At 56.3% G+C, this 19,630-nt stretch carries 12 protein-coding genes; 5 read left to right on the top strand and 7 right to left on the bottom strand.

The genetic code is table 11. From position 1 onward, the window contains the following. Positions 1-11: 11 nt before the first annotated feature. The 6 genes from EYC98_RS05430 to EYC98_RS05405 form a co-directional block, all read right to left on the bottom strand. Entirely contained in the window at positions 12-6,890 is a 6,879-nt protein-coding gene (locus tag EYC98_RS05430) for an FG-GAP-like repeat-containing protein (RefSeq protein ID WP_279244292.1), read from the bottom strand. Continuing rightward, entirely contained in the window at positions 6,856-7,326 is a 471-nt protein-coding gene (locus EYC98_RS05425; RefSeq protein ID WP_279244291.1) for a hypothetical protein, read from the bottom strand. The genes EYC98_RS05430 and EYC98_RS05425 overlap by 35 nt, the downstream gene beginning before the upstream one ends. 364 nt (positions 7,327-7,690) lie before the next feature. Then, positions 7,691-8,134 carry a nuclear transport factor 2 family protein gene (locus EYC98_RS05420; protein WP_279244290.1) on the bottom strand — a complete coding sequence of 148 codons (444 nt, stop codon included), beginning with the start codon at positions 8,132-8,134 and terminating at the stop codon, positions 7,691-7,693. Next, positions 8,127-9,386, bottom strand: coding sequence for a glycolate oxidase subunit GlcF (glcF, locus tag EYC98_RS05415; protein ID WP_279244289.1), 1,260 nt, complete (start codon positions 9,384-9,386; stop codon positions 8,127-8,129). The genes EYC98_RS05420 and glcF overlap by 8 nt, the downstream gene beginning before the upstream one ends. Next, positions 9,383-10,342: an FAD-binding protein gene (locus EYC98_RS05410; RefSeq protein WP_279244288.1), complete on the bottom strand. Its 960-nt coding sequence runs from the start codon at positions 10,340-10,342 to the stop codon at positions 9,383-9,385. The genes glcF and EYC98_RS05410 overlap by 4 nt, the downstream gene beginning before the upstream one ends. After that, positions 10,332-11,744: an FAD-linked oxidase C-terminal domain-containing protein gene (locus EYC98_RS05405; protein WP_279244287.1), complete on the bottom strand. Its 1,413-nt coding sequence runs from the start codon at positions 11,742-11,744 to the stop codon at positions 10,332-10,334. The genes EYC98_RS05410 and EYC98_RS05405 overlap by 11 nt, the downstream gene beginning before the upstream one ends. A gap of 157 nt (positions 11,745-11,901) precedes the next feature. Here EYC98_RS05405 and gor point away from each other — a divergent pair, with 157 nt between their 5' ends. The 5 genes from gor to EYC98_RS05380 all read left to right on the top strand — a co-directional run bounded on the left by gor (position 11,902) and on the right by EYC98_RS05380 (position 18,773). Beyond that, the gene (gene gor, locus EYC98_RS05400; RefSeq protein WP_279244286.1) at positions 11,902-13,257 is read left to right on the top strand and encodes a glutathione-disulfide reductase; all 1,356 of its coding nucleotides are present in this window, start codon (positions 11,902-11,904) and stop codon (positions 13,255-13,257) included. Beyond that, on the top strand, positions 13,257-14,006 hold the full coding sequence (locus EYC98_RS05395) for a sulfite exporter TauE/SafE family protein (RefSeq protein ID WP_279244285.1): 750 nt from the start codon (positions 13,257-13,259) through the stop codon (positions 14,004-14,006). Before gor ends, EYC98_RS05395 begins: the two co-directional genes overlap by 1 nt. A 69-nt stretch (positions 14,007-14,075) precedes the next feature. Beyond that, a complete protein-coding gene (locus EYC98_RS05390) occupies positions 14,076-15,026 on the top strand; it encodes an ABC transporter ATP-binding protein (protein WP_279244284.1) in 951 nt (316 codons plus the stop codon). Next, entirely contained in the window at positions 15,016-17,865 is a 2,850-nt protein-coding gene (locus EYC98_RS05385) for a Gldg family protein (RefSeq protein ID WP_279244283.1), read from the top strand. Before EYC98_RS05390 ends, EYC98_RS05385 begins: the two co-directional genes overlap by 11 nt. Then, the gene (locus EYC98_RS05380) at positions 17,862-18,773 is read left to right on the top strand and encodes a DUF4340 domain-containing protein (RefSeq protein ID WP_279244282.1); all 912 of its coding nucleotides are present in this window, start codon (positions 17,862-17,864) and stop codon (positions 18,771-18,773) included. Before EYC98_RS05385 ends, EYC98_RS05380 begins: the two co-directional genes overlap by 4 nt. Here EYC98_RS05380 and EYC98_RS05375 read toward each other — a convergent pair. Further along, entirely contained in the window at positions 18,761-19,564 is an 804-nt protein-coding gene (locus EYC98_RS05375) for an enoyl-CoA hydratase (RefSeq protein WP_279244281.1), read from the bottom strand. The two genes, EYC98_RS05380 and EYC98_RS05375, sit on opposite strands and share 13 nt — an antisense overlap. Positions 19,565-19,630 lie beyond the last annotated feature (66 nt).

The raw sequence follows: 19,630 nt of genomic DNA, 5'->3' as shown, positions 1-19,630 counted from the left end.
CTCACCTATCGTTATTCTGCGAGATTCGGACATGCCTTACCCCCGGACTCTTGTGGGAACGGCTGGGGCTCGGCCTTACTATCACCGGCGGTTTCCACGACCAACATAAGAAAGTGGAAGTAAGCTCCATAGATACTAATAATGCTTGCAGCAGGACCGGCAAACTTGGCAGCGGAAAGACCCAATACCAGGCCTAAGCCATAGGTCTTGGCGACATATTTGTTAAAGCCGCAATCCGCATAATGAGCGGGCTTGTCGTCGTACTTGGGCAGATACCGCATCCACGTCGCCGAGTTCATTGCGTGAATCAATGACACCACCTTGCCAGCGGTATTGGCCATTCCATAGGTCACACCATAGGCTTTCTCAACAGCGCCGCCACCAAGGTTCACCAGCTTGGTAATATCCCACTCATCATAGGCTGCCTGGGCACTATCTGAGGTTATTCCCAGCTGATCTCTAGTGGCATCCTTATTGAGCGGCAGGTTGGGAATCGTCTTTGCCAGCTCGACCATGATTTCGTAAGCCTCAACTGCCGGCTTGCCCACCAGATGCCAGGCCGCCATGGTCGCCAAACCTACAGAGATCGTTATAGATATCGAAATCGACACCATGCCGATGTCGCCGTTGGGATCAATGCGGTTGAGCGGGTTGTTAAGCACGTACTGATAAGGGTGCAGTGTGCCCGGCAACCTGGGATCGCCGGGATACGGGTCACGCGAGATAAAGCGTGCCACCTCAGGATCAAGGAAGCGCGCGCGCAGATCATACAAACCGGTGGCAGGGTCGCGGCGCTCACCCGCGTAACCAAATTCGTTGGCGCTACTGCCAGACGCCAGCACCAAGTTGCCATAGGCATCGTAGCGATAGGTGTCCGTAACCGCGCCGGAGGGGCTGGACAAGGCCCGCACACTGCCCAGCGCATCCGTATGCACCCAGCTCTCGGCACCAGCCAGGTCCATACCCAGCAGGTTATGCCCCAGATAGTAATCTGCAGTCACCGAGCCACCGCCATCGCGCTCCTGCAGCACGCGGTTGATGCCATCTGGCCTCGCACTGTCATAAATAAAAGTCGTCGTCGCTGCAGCTACCGTGCGGCTGATGCGGTTACCCTGGTAATCATACTCAAACTCGGAGACCGTGCCGTCCGCCTCCACCCGACCGATCAGGCGATTCTGCGAGTCGTAGCTAAAGGTGGTTATATCGTCCGTGGTTGCCGCAATGGCATCCTCATCAATCGCCAGCAGGTTGCCGTTGGCATCGTAGCTGAAACTGCGTCCACCGGCGGTGAGGATACGATCATTAACGTCAAAGGTGATGGCACTGTCACCACCAGGCAGCACAATGCTGGAAATATTACCCACTGCATCATAGGTGTAGCTGGCGACTGCAGGTATACCCTCAGGGTCATCGACCGCGCCGACCAGCTGGTTCAGTGCGTCGTAGCTGTAGTCAATACGTAAGCCAATATCGTCAATCACCCGGGTACGGTTACCCACATTATCCAGGGTGTAGTCATAGCTGGCTAACTCAGTCACGCCATTGGGCGCAAAGTGGGTCACGCTCAGCGTCTGGTTGCGACCGTTGTAGGTCAACGCCGCCGAGGTTCCGTTGGGGTAATCAATGGCGGTGATATTGCCAGAAGCATCATAGGTGTAACTGGTCACCTGCGGGTCAGGCACACCCGGCACTGCCACGCTGGTCATGCGCCCGGCAGCATCATAGGCAAACGAAGTGGTGCCGACCCCCGCTACCGTGGTGCGATTGCCCTGAGCATCGTAGCTATAGGTCAGGGTAATACCGTCCGGAGTAGCGGCGGTCTTGACCCGGTCCAGACCATCATAGGTATAACTGGTGATGCCGTTATCGTCGTCAACTGTGGCGACCATGCCGGTGCCGGTATAGGTGTAGTCCTCAACCACCCCACCGGGGCGGGTAATGCTGGCTGGGCGATCCATACTGTCGTAGACGTAAGTGCTGGTATCCCCGTTATAGTCGACCTCGGTAAGCATATTACCTACCGCGTCGTAGGCCCAGGTCGATACCTGGCCGCCCGGCAAGGTTTTGCTCAACATACGACCCATGGCGTCATAGGTGAACCGGGTGGTGCGCCCCAGCGCATCAACCTGGGTCAGCCGGTTACCCACTTCGTCATAGCTGTAGGTGGTGACATTGCCGAGCGCATCGGTGACGCTGGCCAGGTTACCCATGTCGTCATAGGTGTAGCTGCTGGCATTGCCATTGGCATCGGTCTTGCTGGCCAGGCGCGAATTGGGACCCCAGGTCTGCTCCTGCACAGCGCCACCGGGCAGCGTCTTTTTGACCAGATACTCGGTCCACATCATGGCACCGTCATACTCGAACGCCGTGGCGTTACCGCGCGGGTCGGTCAAAGTGGTCGGGCTGACTTGATCTGCGCTATAGGTATAGGTGGTGATATTACCCAACGGATCAGTCTTGGTCAGCAACCGGTCCAGATCATCATAGGTATAGTTTGTGGCTTCACCCAGACCATCGGTGCTAGTCACCAGATTGCCTCCGGCATTGTAGTCGCTGACCACCGTGCTGCCATCCGGAAAGGTTATTCCAGTGAGACGATCATTACTGTCATAACTATAAAAGGTAGTACGGCCATCACGGTCGGTCTTTGCCGTCAACCGGTTCTTCAGGTCGTAACCTGAGACCTCGGTTTTTCCGTCCGGGTGGGTCACAGTCTGCAGGTTACGGCGCGCGTCATAGGTAAAAGTGGTGACACGGCCCAGCGCGTCAGTTTTGCTGGCTCGCTGGCCATTGCCGTTGTAAGTGTAACTGGTGGTATTACCCAGCGGGTCGGTCATAGACAACGCGCGGCCACTGCTGTCGTAAGTAAAGCTGGTTGTCTCCCGCGTCAGGGAACCACCACTGGTGCGATCCACTGCCGCACTCAAGCGGTTGCCATTGGCGTCATAGGCGAATGTGCGCACAAGACCGACCGGGTCTGTAATGGTAGTCGGAAAACCGTCGGCATTGTAGGCGATGGTGGTATCACCGGCGCCCGCAGTCAGCTGGGTAATATTGCCGTCTGCATCATAGGCAAAACCCTGTACCAGGTTACCGTCGGCATCACGCTGCGCGGTGACGTTACCGCTGCCGTCATAGGTCATGGCCAGCACATTACCCTGGGGGTCCGTCATGGAAGCCAGATTGGTGGCGGTATAGGCGTAAGTGTTGAGATTACCCAGCGCGTCAACCTGCGACGTCATGCGATTCTTGTCGTCGTAAGTCCAGATGGTAACGTTGCCGTTGGGATCAGTCTCGGTGAGTTTATTGCCGTTGTCATCGTAGGTATAGGAGCTACTGGAGGCCCCCACCGAGGCCGACTGCAGGTTGCCGTTTTCATCATAGTCCAGGACACTAACGGTACCATCGCGGTCGGTCACCGTTTCAATATTAGTGTCCAGGTCACGGTCGATCTCGGTGCGATTACCCGCGGCATCTATCTGCGCCACCATCAAACCGGTGGCGTCGTATTCGTTACGTAGCGGCACATTGCCTTCGGGGTCAATAATCCGATCCAGGTAATTGCCCGCCAGGTATTCATAGGTGGTGGTATTACCTTCACGATCGGTGGAGGTGGCGAGATTACCGCTGGCGTCGTAGGTATAGGTGATGCTGTTTCCTATTGGATCGACAACAGACGTAATGCGGCCCTGCCCGTCGCGCACAAAGCTGACCGACTTACCGTTGCTGTGCACAATGCCGTTGGTGTTTATAAACACCGAGTTACCGTTGTTATCGCCAATGCGCTTCAGTCCATCACTCAGGTTAACGTCAAAGATGCGTTCATCAATGGTGGTCAGACGCACATTCTTGGGGTTGTAGACAGTAAAATCCTCATTGAAAATAACTCCCTGCCCCATGTACCAGGGAGTTGCATCCAGAGACGCCAGAGAGGCGCCAGGCACGCCACCCACCTGAATAAAGCTAATACCCACGATCTCACAGAAGCCACCACTGATTGCCGCGCCGATGGATGGCTTGATCGAAAACTGGTAAAACTCGGTATCTGAAAAACGCACCTCGGTGACATGAAACTCGTCTTCACGCGCTCCACCGGCACAGGGAAAATTAAAGAATCCGCCGCCGGACAGACCGGTCCAGCCCTCACCCAGTGGCCGATTATTGACATAGCGCGCCTCTTGCAAAACTTCCAGATCCCAGCCATTACCAAAATCCTGCTGGCGGGCGCGACGGCGGGTGTCGTAGCTGCGATTGATCACCATTTCTATGCCGCTGACCGGCACGCGCAGATCTTCAAACGTGTAGGTGAAGATCCCGGGCTTGAAGGCGCCACTAAGACTGACGACCTCTGTGACCTGACTGCCAAGGCCATTAATATCAAACGCGGTCAGGCGGATGTTATAGAGGCCGTTTTCGAGCACCGAGGTATCCAGCGTACCCAGCTCCCCGTCTTCCACCACCGTGGTACCGGTAGCGAAGCTGACATAGCTACTCTCACCCACCGGACTGATTTCCAGTTCGTAGCTGACCAGGGTGAGGTCGGTGGCGGTACCTATAATAGCTACCTCACCCGCTACTTCTTCGGCATCCACGGGCGCAGTGATGGCCACAATCGGGGCTTCAGTATCAGTGGCGGGGTCTACCGCAGAAAATACCAGAGTGTCGCCACCGGTGTTGCCGGTAGGATCCACAGCCGTGGCAACTGCCGTGTAATCACCCAGTACAGGCGCCGAGAAAACTACCTGGTTGCTGCCGTCCAGCGTGATCGGCGCGCCGTTGATCTCCAGCGTGCGCGACAGTACAAAGATATTATCGGTCGCATTTACCGTGACTGTGACATTGCCACCGGGCACGGTAACACCCGGCACAACACTGATGCTGACCACCGGGTCTTCGGTGTCGGGAATACCAATCGCCTCGACCACCTGCTGCACAGAGTCGCTGTTACCGGCAGCATCCCCGGCGCTGGCGGTAAACGTGTAGGTACCGGGTATAAAGGGCGTATAGCTGCCCTCTCCTGAGCCATCCAATGTAATAGGGGTATCCGGTACAACCCCGGGCGGTCCATTGACCACTACTGAGAAGCTGGTGACACCAATTGTATCTGTGGCGCTACTGGTGATGGCGATGGGGTTGGTAATATCAATAGTGCCCGGCGTTGCTGTCAGTGTTACCAAGGGGCTGTCGGTATCAGGCAGAACCTCGAGTGTGGCGTTATCCATCTGACTGTTGCCCGCCGCATCCGTAGCAGTAGCCACCACCGCAAGATTACCAGTTGCCGCTGGGGCATAGGTGGCATTACCACTGGAATCCAACGGCACCGCTACTCCTCCCACCGTCAGTTCCAGTTCGGTGACACCGCGGTCATCACTGGCGGTAACGGAGAAATCCGCCGACTGACCCTGAGTCACCGAGGTCGGGTTAACCACCACATTAATATCAGGATTAGTGACATCGTTAGCCTGAGCCAGAAATTTGGTTTCTTTCGCCGACGCATTGACACCATCACTGGCGCGCACCCGCACCGTGTGTAAGCCAATTTCGTCGGGCACATAGGTGCCAGTGTCACCGGTCAGAATCACTGGAATTTCGACACCTGGTGCGGACGGCTCGATCACGAAAACATCCAACGTCGCGACACCGTCTTCATCAAACGCGATAACCTCAATGGTTGCCGTATCCGTTCGCTCAATATAGCCCGGGGAGACATCAATCATGATGCGCGGCCCCGCAATGGCGTTATCCAGATATCGGTTTTGCCCCGCCGGCGTCGCCAGCACGGCATCCAGATCGAAATCGGCGTCAGCATCCAATAGGCGGGCCCCAAAACTGCGTCGATCATCAGCGGGTATTTCGCTACCAGTGGCATCAGTAAAAGACCCGCTGCCATCGTTAAGCAGCAGACGGTCTTGTCCCATGGTCGCTATCAAAAGATCGGGGGAACCGTCAAAATCGATATCGCCCGCCTGCACTCTTATCGCAAACTCATTGAAGGCAGGCAGCGCAGCAGCGGCACTGAACACGCCACCGTCATTCAGTAATACGGCAGCGCCATTGCCGCCTTCTGCGGTAACAATATCGGCATCACCATCAGCGTCGACATCAACGAAAGCCGCGCCACCGGTTGTGCCCTTGACCTGAGGCAGATTGGCGGCAGTAACTTCGCTGAACACACCCAGATTATTATTCAGGTGCAAACGGTTCTGCCCGGCAAAGTTGGCAAAAAAGATATCTGCAGAACCGTTGCCGTCAGCATCACCAATGGCAACGCCATAACTGAGGTCGGAATCGGTCGCCAGGCGCGCGGCGCTCTCATCACTGAAGTTGCCGCTACCATCGTTCACCAGAATACGGTTGCGCGAGCGTCTATTGGCGATAACCAGATCCTCATCACCATCGGCGTCTATATCGACGCTTGCCACATCCACACTGACTCGCATACCGGTGGGCAGTCGTGAGCCGGTCTCGTCGGTAAAGTTACCACTACCATCATTGATCAGAATACGGTTTTGGCCGTCTCCAACCAACACCGCGTCGGGACCATTAACACCATCGAAGTCAGCCAGCACTACTGCCAGAGTCGTATGCAATGAGGCCGGCAGGCGGCTGGCAGTTTCATCAGTGAAGGCACCGTTGCCATCGTTAATCAAGAGTCGGCTTTGACCTCGATTGGCAACTAGAATATCCGGGCCATTGACCCCATCAACATCAGCGACGGCAAAGTTATAGGAATCATTAGCCGCCACTGGCAAGCGCGAGCCGGTCTCATCGAGAAAGGCCGCCTGCGCACCAGCGGCAAGAATCCACGGCTGTGCCATCAGAAAGGTCAGCCAGTAGGCCAGGGATTTCATGGGCTTATTGGCTGTTTGAAAATCCTTTAGCATCATCATGTTCCTTCCCCGCCATGCTGAGCTTGAGCTGGTGCATGGCCTTGTAATCGAAATCCGGCGGGAGGCGCGCCGGATTATTCTCATAAATATCCCAAAATTCGGCGAGCGGCAGCCAGCCGAGATCGGGAACAAAAATACGTTGCTGGTTTTTGTCGAGTGTCAATTGCGTGGGTAATACGTCGGGTTTGGTCGCCAGCGCAATCGCAGGCTCCACCACAGGCGCCATCGCCGGATCAGGCACATTACGGATCGAAGGCTGATCTTGTGCGGCTACCCCGGCTGTATCTTCCGTGCCAGCGCCGTCACAGGCGCTGAGTACCATTAGTAATATAGCGAGTACTACAGTCTTGTTTTGGCTAACAATATTACTGCCCTCAAGGGCGAGCTGAGACACGGACTTTCTCCATATTTTTGTCTGGTCTTTCTTTTTAAGCATAAATTGCGCCAGTTGAGAACTTTTACTTCATTTTCAAACCCTTAAGAAAACAAAACTGGAAAAATCAATGTCCCTACAATTAGTGTGTAAAAAAAGCTGACACTTAACGAGGTGAAACACTGGCTATAGCAATAGTTAGTACTCACTTCTATGACCCGTCGAATACCACCATTGGTGCGGTCAAAACCTCTGTTAAGGGCGCACTTCAGACAGCGGCAACGTCAAACCCTACTCTCAGGTGTAGTACACAATGCAGGCGGGCGCCAGCGACGCGAGTAAATTAGCGGAACATAAAGTTAATCGCTTGATCGAGGTCAATCACGGTCTGCCATACGCGGCATCATCACGGGAGGGAAACAAACCCTCAGTCGGCGGCGCCATCCTCGATCTCGGTCATGGCATTAATGGGATCTTCCGTATCCCAGTAGCCGCGCATAGCGGTCAGTTTGCCCGCATCATCACAGTGGTAGGTAAAAACCCCATGCACAAGCTGCTGCACCTTTTTACCGTCTGCACCAGGCAGGAGAATCGTAATGGTAATGTGATTCGCGCATTCCAGCCCCGCCGCATAGGACTGGTGAATTTCAATACTAATGCTAGCCGGCGCAATAAAACTGTCGTAAAAAGCCGCCCGGGCCGCCGGCCCACGATGTCCTTCCCCGGTCGGGTCGATATACGACACACCGATCGGGTCTTCAATCACCGCATCTTCTGACCACAGTCCCAACCAACCTTCGCGGTTTTGAGTCTGCACATATTCACGTGACAACAAAGAAGCGCGCCGCGCAGGGTGTTCACCTTCAAACATGATTCCGCTCCGAATTCACTGGAGCTTGTATTGTAGTCTGCAGGCTGCGTGCCAGCAGTTCGATCCAGTGAACCACCGGCGTGTTAGTGCCGCCTGCCAAGTGCACCTGACAGCCAATATTGGCAGTCACTATCTGCTCCGGATCACTGCTTTCCAGATTGAGCAATTTGCGTTGGCGCAGCTCCTTGGCCATCTTCGGTTGCAATAGCGAGTAGGTACCCGCTGAACCACAACACAAATGGGAATCACGAACCACAGGCACCGCAAACCCAAGCCGCTGCAACACAGTTTTGACGGGAGCATCCAGCGACTGGCCATGCTGGCCGGTGCAGGGACAGTGCCAACTTATTCGCGGTGCATTAGTAACCGCCAGTGCACTAAGGTCCTCGGCCAGTAATATTTGTGCCACATCCCTGACTTTTTCAGTGACTGCCGCCGCGCGCTCGGCATATTCCGGATCATCGGCCAGCAAACGACCGTAGTCGATAACCTGATTGCTGCAGCCGGTGGCGGTCATCACTATCGCTTCCGCGCCGGCGTCAAGGTGGGGCCACCAGGCGTCAATATTGGCGCGCGCCTGCTGTGCCGCGCGCTCCTCCGCGTCAAGGTGGGCTGCCAAAGCACCACAACACACTTCTGTAGCCACTGTGAGCGTGCCAATACCCAGCTGCGCCAGCACCCAACTGGTCGCAGCATTGGTGGTTGGGGACAGCCCCGGTTGCACGCAGCCCTGCACCAGAATCACCGAGCGCGACCCGGCAACCACCGCTGGAGGACTGATTTTGGCGCGCTGCGGCTGCAAATAAGCCCGCAACGCCGCCGGGCTCAAGCCCGCTAGCGGGCGACCCATTTTTAGCAGCAATGCGACCATGCGCCTCTGTGCAAAACCCCGAACCAGAGCGCTGCGCAACCACTGCTGCCAAAGCGGCCGCGGCACCAAGTTCGACACAGTGCTGCGACCAATAGCCAGCAAGCGGTGATAATTCACGTCCGAGGGGCAGGTCGTTTCACAGGCCTGACAGGTCAGGCAGCGATCCAGATGGTTACGGGTAACCGCAGTGACCGGCTCTCCTTCCAACATATTCTTGATCAGGTAAATGCGGCCACGGGGGCTGTCCAGCTCGTTGCCCTCCACCTGATAGGTGGGGCAGGTAGCGAGACAAAAACCACAGTGAACACAGGCACGTAGTATGCTTTCCGCTTCCTGGCCTTGCGCCGTATCCAACAGAGTAGCGGGTATCGAGGTTTTCATCGGGTTTGCTCAAAAATTGCGTGCGGATCAAAGGCCACTCGCAGTTGTTCCTGCAATGCCGCCAGTGTTGGATCTGCGTTACTGAAATCGAGGCCCTGAGCGAGCTCCACCGGCGCGCGGCCAAGTGCTTGTCTGGCAATATTGCCGTCTTCGGTAAAGCGCCACTGAAGCTGCCCATTCCAGTCATCGACGCTGGCGGCTGGAAATCCTGCCGGTGCCTGCACGCGGCGCAGCTGCTCCCAGAAACTATTATCCTCCTGCTGTGCCTGCCATTGCTGGCACAATATCGCTAGTGTTGTGCCATGGCCGGCTAGTCGCACCCGCTGCACGCCTGCGCAATAACTCGCGCCCGTTACCGGCGCACCTTCCTGCAGCGCCGCCCGCACGCGGAGAACAGCCGCCTCTGCCGAATCACACTCAAGACGCAAGGTAACCTCAGCTGGCGGCATCGGCACAACCCGCAGGGATGCTTCAAGAATCACTCCCAGATGCCCCAGGGAACCGGTCATCAGCCGCGCCACATCAAAGCCGGCAACATTCTTCATGACCTGACCGCCAAAGCTGAGCACCTCGCCCAGCCCATTGATCATTCGAATTCCCAGCACTGCATCGCGCAGGGCTCCACCGAAGGGTCGGCGCGACCCCGACCAGCCCAGCGCAATGGCACCACCGACTGTCGAAGCATCACCGAAGCTGGGCGGTTCCGCCGCCAGCATTTGTCCCTGCTCAGCCAGCAACCGATCCAGCTCTACCAGAGTGGTACCCGCGCGTACCACAATCACTAGCTCACTGGGGTCGTAAGCAACCACGCCGCTATGCTCCAGCATATTCAAGCGCACCCCAGTCAGTTGGTTACGCCATGGCTTAGAGCCGGCGCCACATATCGCCAGAGTGTCTCCGCTGACACGGGCATCACGTACCTGAGCGGCAAGTTGCTCTGTGCAATCAGTGCTCATGTCGCAACGCCCGATATTCCTGACAGCGTTTGAGCGTGGGTATTGTCTTGCCCGGATTGAGCAGGCCCGCGGGGTCAAAGGCAGCCTTTATACGCCGAAACTGAGCCAGTTCTGCATCAGTGAATTGACTCGCCATCTGGTCAATTTTTTCACGCCCGACGCCGTGTTCACCCGTTATGGTGCCACCCACCGCGATACACTTTTCCAGAATCTCAGTGCCGAAGAGCTCTGCTTTCTCAAGCTCACCCTCGCAATTGGCATCAAATAGTATCAGCGGATGCAGATTGCCATCGCCGGCATGGAAGACGTTGGCGACGGGCATATCGTGATGCGCAGAGCGCTCGCTGATAAAGCCCAACACGTCGCCAATCGAGCGGCGAGGGATGGTTCCATCCATGCAGTAATAGTCTGGATATAGCCGGCCTACTGCAGGAAAAGCGTTCTTACGCCCCTTCCAGAATAGCGCGCGTTCCTCAGCATCTGCGGCGACCTGCACCCCGCTGGCACCGCTGGCCAGCAACAGCGCCTGACACTCTTCCAAATCGCGTTCTACTTCGCTGGCAGGGCCGTCGAGCTCAACCAGCAGTATCGCAGCAGCGTTACGCGGGTAACCCGCCCCGGCAAAATCCTCGGCAGCGGTCAGGGCGAGGCGATCCATCATTTCCAGACCAGCGGGAATGATGCCCGCGCCAATCACGGCACTAACCGCCTGACTGGCTGCCTCAACACTATCAAAAGCCGCTAGCAGGGTATCCACCGCGGGCGGCAGCACCAACAGCCGTACCGTGACTTCGACCACCACCCCCAGCAGCCCTTCAGATCCAATCACTAACGCCAGCAAGTCGGGTCCATCGCTGTCTATGCCGATCTCCACCAACTCACCGCTGACAGTCACCAATTTGACTGCCAGCACATTGTGCACAGTCAGGCCGTATTTCAGGCAATGCACGCCGCCTGCATTTTCGGCTACGTTGCCGCCAACCGAGCAGGCAATTTGCGAAGAGGGGTCCGGCGCGTAGTAAAGACCCCAGGGTGCGGCAGCCTCGGAAACGGCCAAATTGCGCACCCCAGGTTCGACCACAGCCGTCAGCCCCGGTGCATCTATTGACAGGATCTGGTCCAGCCGCGACAACACTAATAACACCCCGCCGGCCCAAGGCGTGGCGCCACCAGACAGCCCGGTACCGGCACCACGGCAGACCACAGGAACTCCAAGCCGGTGGCACAGTCTCATTACCGCCTGCACTTCTGCGACAGTTGTTGGCAACAGGGTAACCAGCGGCAGCCCGGTATGGCTGGAGAGGCCATCACATTCAAACGGCCGTTGTTGCTCCGTGGCGGTGAGCACCGCTGCTGCCGGCAAAAGAGTTCGCAACTCGGCTATAAGCTGGTTAGGATTCATCGCAGATGCGCTATAGTTCGTTTGTGGAGCAATTGGGCTATTACTTGAGATCGTCATTGCCATAGTATGCTGCAAACCCGAACGCCATACCAAACAACAATGCGGTCAGCACGTGTTCACGTATCTGACCTGACTAACTTATTGCTGGAGCAGAACATTGAGTGAATGGGACTACGACCTTTTTGTGATCGGTGCTGGCAGCGGCGGAGTCCGCGCTGCTCGCATGGCAGCCGCTTTTGGCGCCCGTGTCGCCGTCGCCGAGGACCGCTATATGGGCGGCACTTGTGTCAACGTCGGCTGCGTGCCGAAGAAGCTCTATGTCTACGCGTCAGAGTACGGGCGTGGTTTCGAAGATTCGCGGGGCTTTGGCTGGGAACCGGCAGTGCCGCAGTTTCAGTGGTCTACCTTGCGAGACAACAAGAAGCAGGAGATCAAACGACTCAACGCTATTTATGACAATTTGCTCAATGGCGTTGATGCAGAAGTGATCAATGGCCGCGCCAGTATTATCGATGCGCATACCGTTGTTGTTAACGGCACCCGCTACAGTGCGGAGAAACTACTGATTGCCACTGGCGGCTGGCCCCATGTTCCAGAATTTCCCGGCAGCGACCTGACACTCACCTCCAATGAAATCTTCGATCTGGACGAGTTTCCGCAACGTCTGGCCATCGTCGGTGGTGGCTATATTGCGGTAGAGTTTGCCGGCATTTTCAATGGCTTAGGCTCGAAGGTTACCCAGCTATACCGCGGTCCGCTGTTTCTGCGCGGCTTTGACGAAGATATCCGCGAGCACGCCGCACATGAAATTGCCGCCAGTGGTGTAGACCTGCGTTTTGATACCAACGTGACGAGTATTGAGCGCGGTAGCGATGGTCTGGTGCTAACGCTTACCGACGGCAGCCAACTTGAAGTCGACCAGGTCCTCTATGCGACTGGTCGCAAGCCGCACCTGGAGGGACTGGGGCTGGAAAATACCAATGTCAGCCTCACCGCAGCGGGTACCGTCTCCGTCGATAACGAATTTCGTACCGATGAACCCAGCATTTTTGCACTGGGCGATGTGATTGGTGGCATGGAGCTAACGCCGGTAGCCTTGGCGGAGGGGATGTCTTTTGCACGCCGCCAGTTTCAGCCACAAAACACTGACGTGGACTATGACTTCATTGCCACCGCTGTCTTCTGCCAACCCAATATTGGTACCGTGGGCTTTACTGAGGATGAGGCCAGACAGGAATTCGGCGAGATCACCTTATACAAGTCCGGCTTCAAGCCAATGCGGCACACTATCAGTGGACGCGACGAGCGCAGCTTTATGAAGCTGATAGTCGACACGGCCAGCGAGCGAGTGGTAGGCGTTCATATGTTGGGACCGGACGCTGGCGAAATTATTCAAGGTATTGCTATCGCTATGAAAGCCGGCGCCACCAAAAGCCACTTTGATGCCACTATCGGTATTCACCCCACGGCTGCAGAAGAGTTTGTGACCATGCGAGAACCCTGGACCCCCTAGTGGAGATCTGGCAACTAGCGCTACTGGCGGTTGCCGGGGTTGCAGCCGGTTTCCTCAACGTCATGGCCGGCGGCGGCTCGCTGCTGACCGTGCCCATCATGCTGTTCATGGGAGTGCCAGGCCCGGTCGCCAACGGCACTAACAGAATTGCCATACTGGCCCAGAACATTACCGCCGCAACCACCTTCTTCCGCCGCGGCTATTCTGAATTTCGCCTTAGCCTGTCACTGGCTGCCTGCGCCATTCCAGGTGCAGTGGTCGGAGCGCTGCTGGGTACAGAGTTAGAAGGTGTCTGGTTCAGTCGCACCGTAGCGGTGATCATGCTGGGTGTCATGGTTATCATGGCATTTGATAACGGCAAGCAAGAACACGTGAGCAGCCCGCCGACCCGCAAGCAACTATGGTGGGGGCATGTGCTTATGGTTGGGGTAGGATTTTACGGCGGCTTTATCCAGCTCGGCGTCGGCTTTATCATCATGCCGGTACTGCATCGGGTCATGGGCTTTGATCTTGTGCGCACTAATATGCACAAAGTCTTTATTGTGGCCAGTTACACTGCCGTCGCTTTAGTCGTGTTTGCCAGTCGGGTAGAGATGCTGTGGCTGCTGGGCGCTGTGCTAGCGCTGGGCAACTCGATCGGTGGCTGGATTGCCACACGGGCACAAATCAGTAAGGGTCAGGGGTTGATTCGCAAGGTACTCAACGTGGTGCTGGTGATCTTCATCATCAAGCTTATTTTCTTCCCCTGATAGCGTTTGAAACTTGTCGCGTAATCTGAAAAGAATGCGCTGCAACCATCTCATTGTGGAGTTACGTGAATGATTAAGGTCAATCAGGTTTCCCGTGCCTACGGCGATGCACTCGCCGTAGACAAGGTTTCCTTTACCATTCCGGGCGGACAAATTGTCGGCTTGCTGGGCCACAACGGCGCCGGTAAAACCACTATCATGAAAATGCTCAGCGGCTATCTGGAGCCCTCCGGGGGCAGCATTGAAATAGACAATATCGACCTCGAAAAGCAGCCTCGTGAGGTTCAGCAAGTGTTGGGTTACCTGCCGGAAAACCTGCCCGTCTACCCCGATATGTGTGTTGCAGACTATCTCGACTACGCCGCTACGCTCAAAGGTCTGCGCGGCGCAGCCGCCACGCAATCGCTCAAGCGCGCCATTCGCGACACTGAACTGCAGGCACGCCTGGGCGACCGCATTTCAACACTCTCGCGCGGCTACAAGCAGCGTGTGGGAGTGGCACAGGCTATTCTTGGCTCGCCCAAGGTGTTGATTCTGGATGAGCCCACCAATGGACTGGACCCGGGCCAGACCCAGCACATGCGAGATCTGATCAAAGGCCTCGCTGCCACCGCCACTATTATTCTCTCAACCCACATCATGCAGGAGGTCGACGCCATTTGTGACCGCGCCCTGATCCTTAACCAGGGTCAGTTGGCGCTGGATGAATCACTGCAGGATCTGCGCAACAGCGGCCACCTGCGCCTGCGCACGGATCTGGCCGGTAGCAAAGTGCAAACACTGTGTGGCAATTTATCCGGACTACTAGAAGTCACCCAAACGGACCTGGGAGTAGCCGACAGGTGGGATTATCGCATCGGCCTGGCAGACCATGCGGACGCTGAAAATCAGGTCGCCGCGGTCGCAGCGGCTATCCTCGGTGAGGGCGGCAAGCTATTCCACATCGCGGCCGAAGTAAGGGATCTCGAAACGGTATTTCGCCAGGTCAGCCAATCCGGGGGCGTCGCTAATGCCGCATGAATCCAATACGCAACGCGTCGCCAGCAAAGAGCTGACGCTTTTTTTCTCTTCGCCAGTGGCGTGGTTATTCCTTGGCAGCTTTGCAGCAGTGACCCTGTTCATCTTTTTTTGGGGAGAGGCATTTTTCGCTCGCAACGTCGCCGATGTGCGCCCGCTGTTTGAATGGATGCCAATTTTACTGGTGTTCCTCAGCGCCGCACTCACCATGCGCATGTGGAGCGAAGAACGCCGCACTGGCACGTTGGAGTATGTGCTAACCCTGCCGGTACCGTTGCGCCATTTTGTACTGGGTAAGTTTCGCGCCTGCGTAACACTGCTGTTACTGGCTTTATTGATCACCCTGCCACTACCACTGACAGTGGCGAGGCTGGGTGATCTGGACTGGGGCCCGGTGCTTGCGGCCTACCTGGCCACAGCGCTGCTGGGCTCGGCCTATATCTCGATTGGCCTGTATGTGTCTGCGCGCAGCGACAACCCGATTGTCAGCATGATCGGTAGCGTGGCCTTGTGCGGCCTGTTCTACCTGCTCGGCAGCGACCTGCTGACCGGTTTCTTTGGTACCGGCGGCGCCGAGCTAATGCGGACTGTGGGCACCGGTGCCCGCTTTGATGCGATTACACGCGGGGTAATCGATCTGCGCGACCTGTTCTATTACATCAGCCTGATTGTTGTGTTCCTGGCACTGAATATCTACACGCTGGAACGCGAGCGCTGGGCTGCGACGGGATCACCCCGGCGCCACCGTGGTTGGCGCTTGTTGATTGCCTTGTTCGTCATCAACGTGATTATTGCCAACACCTGGCTGAGCCAGGTCAGTCGCTGGCGCATGGATGTCACTGAGGGGCAGCTCTATTCCATCTCCGAGCCGACCCGGAACTATCTGAGCCAATTACAGGAACCACTGCTGCTGCGCGGCTATTTCAGCGAAAAAACCCACCCCCTGCTGGCGCCACTGGTGCCACAACTCCGCGACCTGCTGATGGAGTATGAAGTAGCAGGCCAGGGTCGAGTCAGGGTCGAAATTATTGACCCTTCCGATAGCCCCGAACTAGAGGACGAAGCCAACCAGAAGTATGGCATCAGAGCAGTGCCATTCCAGGTCGCTGATCGTTATCAAGCGGCGGTGGTCAACTCATACCTCAACATATTAGTAGAGTACGGCGACAGCCATGAAGTATTAGGTTTTGGTGAAATGGTTGAGGTGAAGGCCGGCGCCAGCACTAGTATTGATGTGCAATTACGCAATCCCGAATTTAATATCACTCGGGCGATCAAACAGGTCCTCTATGCCTATCAGGCTGGCGGCAATCTGTTCGAGAGCATTGACAGCGACATCGAGTTTATCGGCTATGTGTCCGCTGACGAGTTACTGCCACCCCAATTGGCCAGTTACAAACAGGCCATAGAAGAGCAGTTGCAGGCGACAGTCGTTAGCGCTGGTGGAGGCTTCAGCGTGCGCTGGCTTGAGCCTGAAGCCAATGGTGGCCAGGTGGCCCGGCAAATTCAGGAAGAGTGGGGGTTCAAGCCCATGGTCGCCTCGGTATTAGATGAAAACCAGTTTTACTTCTACCTGACAGTGGCCGATGAGCGCCAGGTGGTGCAGGTTCCCACCGAAAGTTTTGACCCCGCTACCTTCGAGCAGGCGCTGGATGCCAGTCTCAAGCGTTTTGCCACTGGCTTTACTCGCACGGTCGCTTTTTCAGCGCCGAAAATGAACCCACGCCTGGCCCAGTACGGCATGATGGGACCGCAGTTTCGTAACCTGGAACAAGCTATTACGCAGGACCACACCATCCGTATGGCAGACCTGACTGACGGCGCGGTGGCTGCTGAAACCGATCTACTGGTAGTGGTGGCGCCAGAGAATTTTACCTCCAAACAGGTGTTTGCCGTGGACCAGTACTTGATGCGTGGCGGCACCGTTATTCTGGCAACAGCACCGTATATTTCGCAGACCCGTGGCAATAGCATGATCATGCTGCCCCGGCCCAGCGGCCTGCAAGAATGGCTCAGCCACCACGGCATTAATCTCGGCAGCGAGATGGTGCTGGACTCGCAGAACTCCGCATTCCCGGTCCCGGTGACACGTCAAGTTGGCGGCTATACGTTCCAGGACGCGGCTCTGGTGGACTATCCGTATTTCATTGACGCACGAGATAACGGACTCAACGCCGAGCATCCAATAACCCGAGGGTTGCCACAGGTCACTGTGCCCTGGGCGGTCCCCATTATTATAGACACTGAACGCAACGCCGGACGTCAAGTGACAGCACTTATCAGTAGTTCCGACGCGGCCTGGACATCACCCTCCAGCAACGTACTACCACGTATGGACGACAGCGGCATGAGCAGCTGGGCCGCACCTGGAGCAACTCACAGCGAGCTGCTCGCGACTTTGATCAGCGGGCGCTTTGAATCCTTTTTCGCCGGCCAGAGCTCACCCTTGCAAGCGCCAGCCGACAGCGAGGACAGAATAACCAGCGTCATAGAACGCTCACCAGAGTCAGCCCGGCTGTTGGTGATCGCCTCCAATGACTTTCTGCGCGACGACATACTCACAACCATAAGCTCGCTAACCGGCGGCCAATATCTGGGGCCGCTGGAGCTCATAGCCAACGCTATAGACTGGTCATTGGAAGACGGCGGCCTGCTGGGCATTCGTTCCAATGCACATTTCAATCGCACGCTACCGCCCCTTGAACGGCAAACTCAAGCCTTCTGGGAATACACTAATTACGCCGCCGCCCTGCTCGCACTCATCATTCTGGCGCTGCTGCAGAACAGGAGCCGGCGCGCGCGTCAGGCCCGCTACCTGCGTGAGCTGGGAGGTGCAGCATGAACCGCTCCATTAAACTATTGGCTGCTCTGCTAGTCGTGCAGCTGCTGATTGCCAGCTGGATATTCTGGCCTCAACAACAAACCCTGCAGAATGATGCGCAGACCGCTGTAGTGACTGTTGAACCCGAGAGCATTCAGCGCCTGATCATCAGCGACCTGGCAAACAGCACGGTTATCCAGCGTAGAGACGGCGACTGGGTGTTACCAGAATACCACTACCTCCCCGCAGCCGAAGACAAGCTATCAGCCCTGCTGCAACAGTTGCCCAGCCTGCAACAGGGCTGGCCGGTAGCCCAGACCGAGGCCGCTGCGCTGCGCTTTGAGGTTGCCACCACTAACTACCAGCGCAAACTGGAATGGGTGTCCGGAGATGAGGTTGTCGCGACCCTGTATCTAGGCACATCACCGGGCTTTCGGAAGGTGCATGCGCGTCGCGCCGACAGTAACGATATTTACGCGATCACTTTTAATGCCTTCGACGCACCTGCACAGCAGGGTCAATGGTTTGACCAGACCCTGCTGCAGTTGAACGATATTGAGCGAGTCGAGGGACTGGACTACGCACTTGAGCGCAGCGCGACAGGCTGGCAATCGAACACTGGTAGGGAGGCCAATGTCGATGCTGTCGATGAGCTGATCAACGGACTGGAAAATTTAATAGCCTCAGGCGTAGTGAGTCAGGAAACCGCGACCATCCTGCATGAAACAACTGCACCGCCCACGCTAGTGGCTCAAACGGGCGGCGAACGCTACGAAATCCGTTTGTTTCAGATCGATGAAACTTACTACATCAAGCGTTCCGATATCGATATCTACTTCAATCTCAGCGCGCTTGATTTTGACAGGCTGAACACAGCCAACGCAGACAACCTGTTTGCGAAAACTGTACCCGACGATCAATCTTTGTAATCAGGTTTGCGGTCCTGCTTGCGGGCCCTGATCGCTTCCTCAAAATTTTGTGTCGTCATGCGCACAAACAACTGCGCATGGCCTTCATGATTCATGTGTGATTGCAGGCTGCCCGCGTCCATGCCGGCCCACAACAGCTGCTTGCTCAGTTCAACCCCCAGCTGACTAAAGCCAGCAATTCGCTCCGCCACCTTATAACACTCATCCAACAGTTCGGCTTCCGCAACCGTTTGCGACACCAGACCAATCCGTTGCGCTTCTTCGGCACTGACGTCGCGGCCGGTCAACATAATTTCGAACGCCCGTGAACTGCCAATAGCGCGGGGCAGCATATAGCTCAATCCCAGCTCGCCAGAGGTGAGGCCGTTGTTAATGCCAGCGGGACGGAAGTAGGCGCTATCCGACGCCAGACGTATATCAGTGGCCATAGCAAGACAGAAACCACCGCCGATAGCCGCGCCATTGATTGCGCCGATTACGGGTTGGTGCATGTTATGAATCGCTTTGATGGTGTCGTCTAGCACTCGCATGGCGCGGCGGGCAATACCGGGCATGGTCAAGCCATCAAAAATATCCATCCAGCCGGGGTCCTCAAGATCAGCCCCGGAACAAAATCCATGTCCGCTACCGGTGATAATGACCACTCGGGTGTCGTTATCAAAACTGATTTCTTCCAGGGCTTCTTTAAATGGCACCATCAGATCAAACGCCATGGCGTTCATGCGCTCCGGCCGATTCAGGGTGATCTGAGTAACATGCGGGCGCGGTTTATCAACAAGGACGTAGGACACGCTAGACTCCTGCAGCAGTAAAGCAGGCAGCATAGCTTGATGATGGAAGAGGGTTAATGACCATAA

This window comes from Candidatus Litorirhabdus singularis (assembly GCF_026262625.1).
In the GTDB taxonomy this organism is placed as follows: Bacteria; Pseudomonadota; Gammaproteobacteria; order Pseudomonadales; family Halieaceae; genus Litorirhabdus; species Litorirhabdus singularis.
Note: the sequence above shows the minus strand (reverse complement) of the source record. Positions and strands in the feature narration are given on the sequence as shown.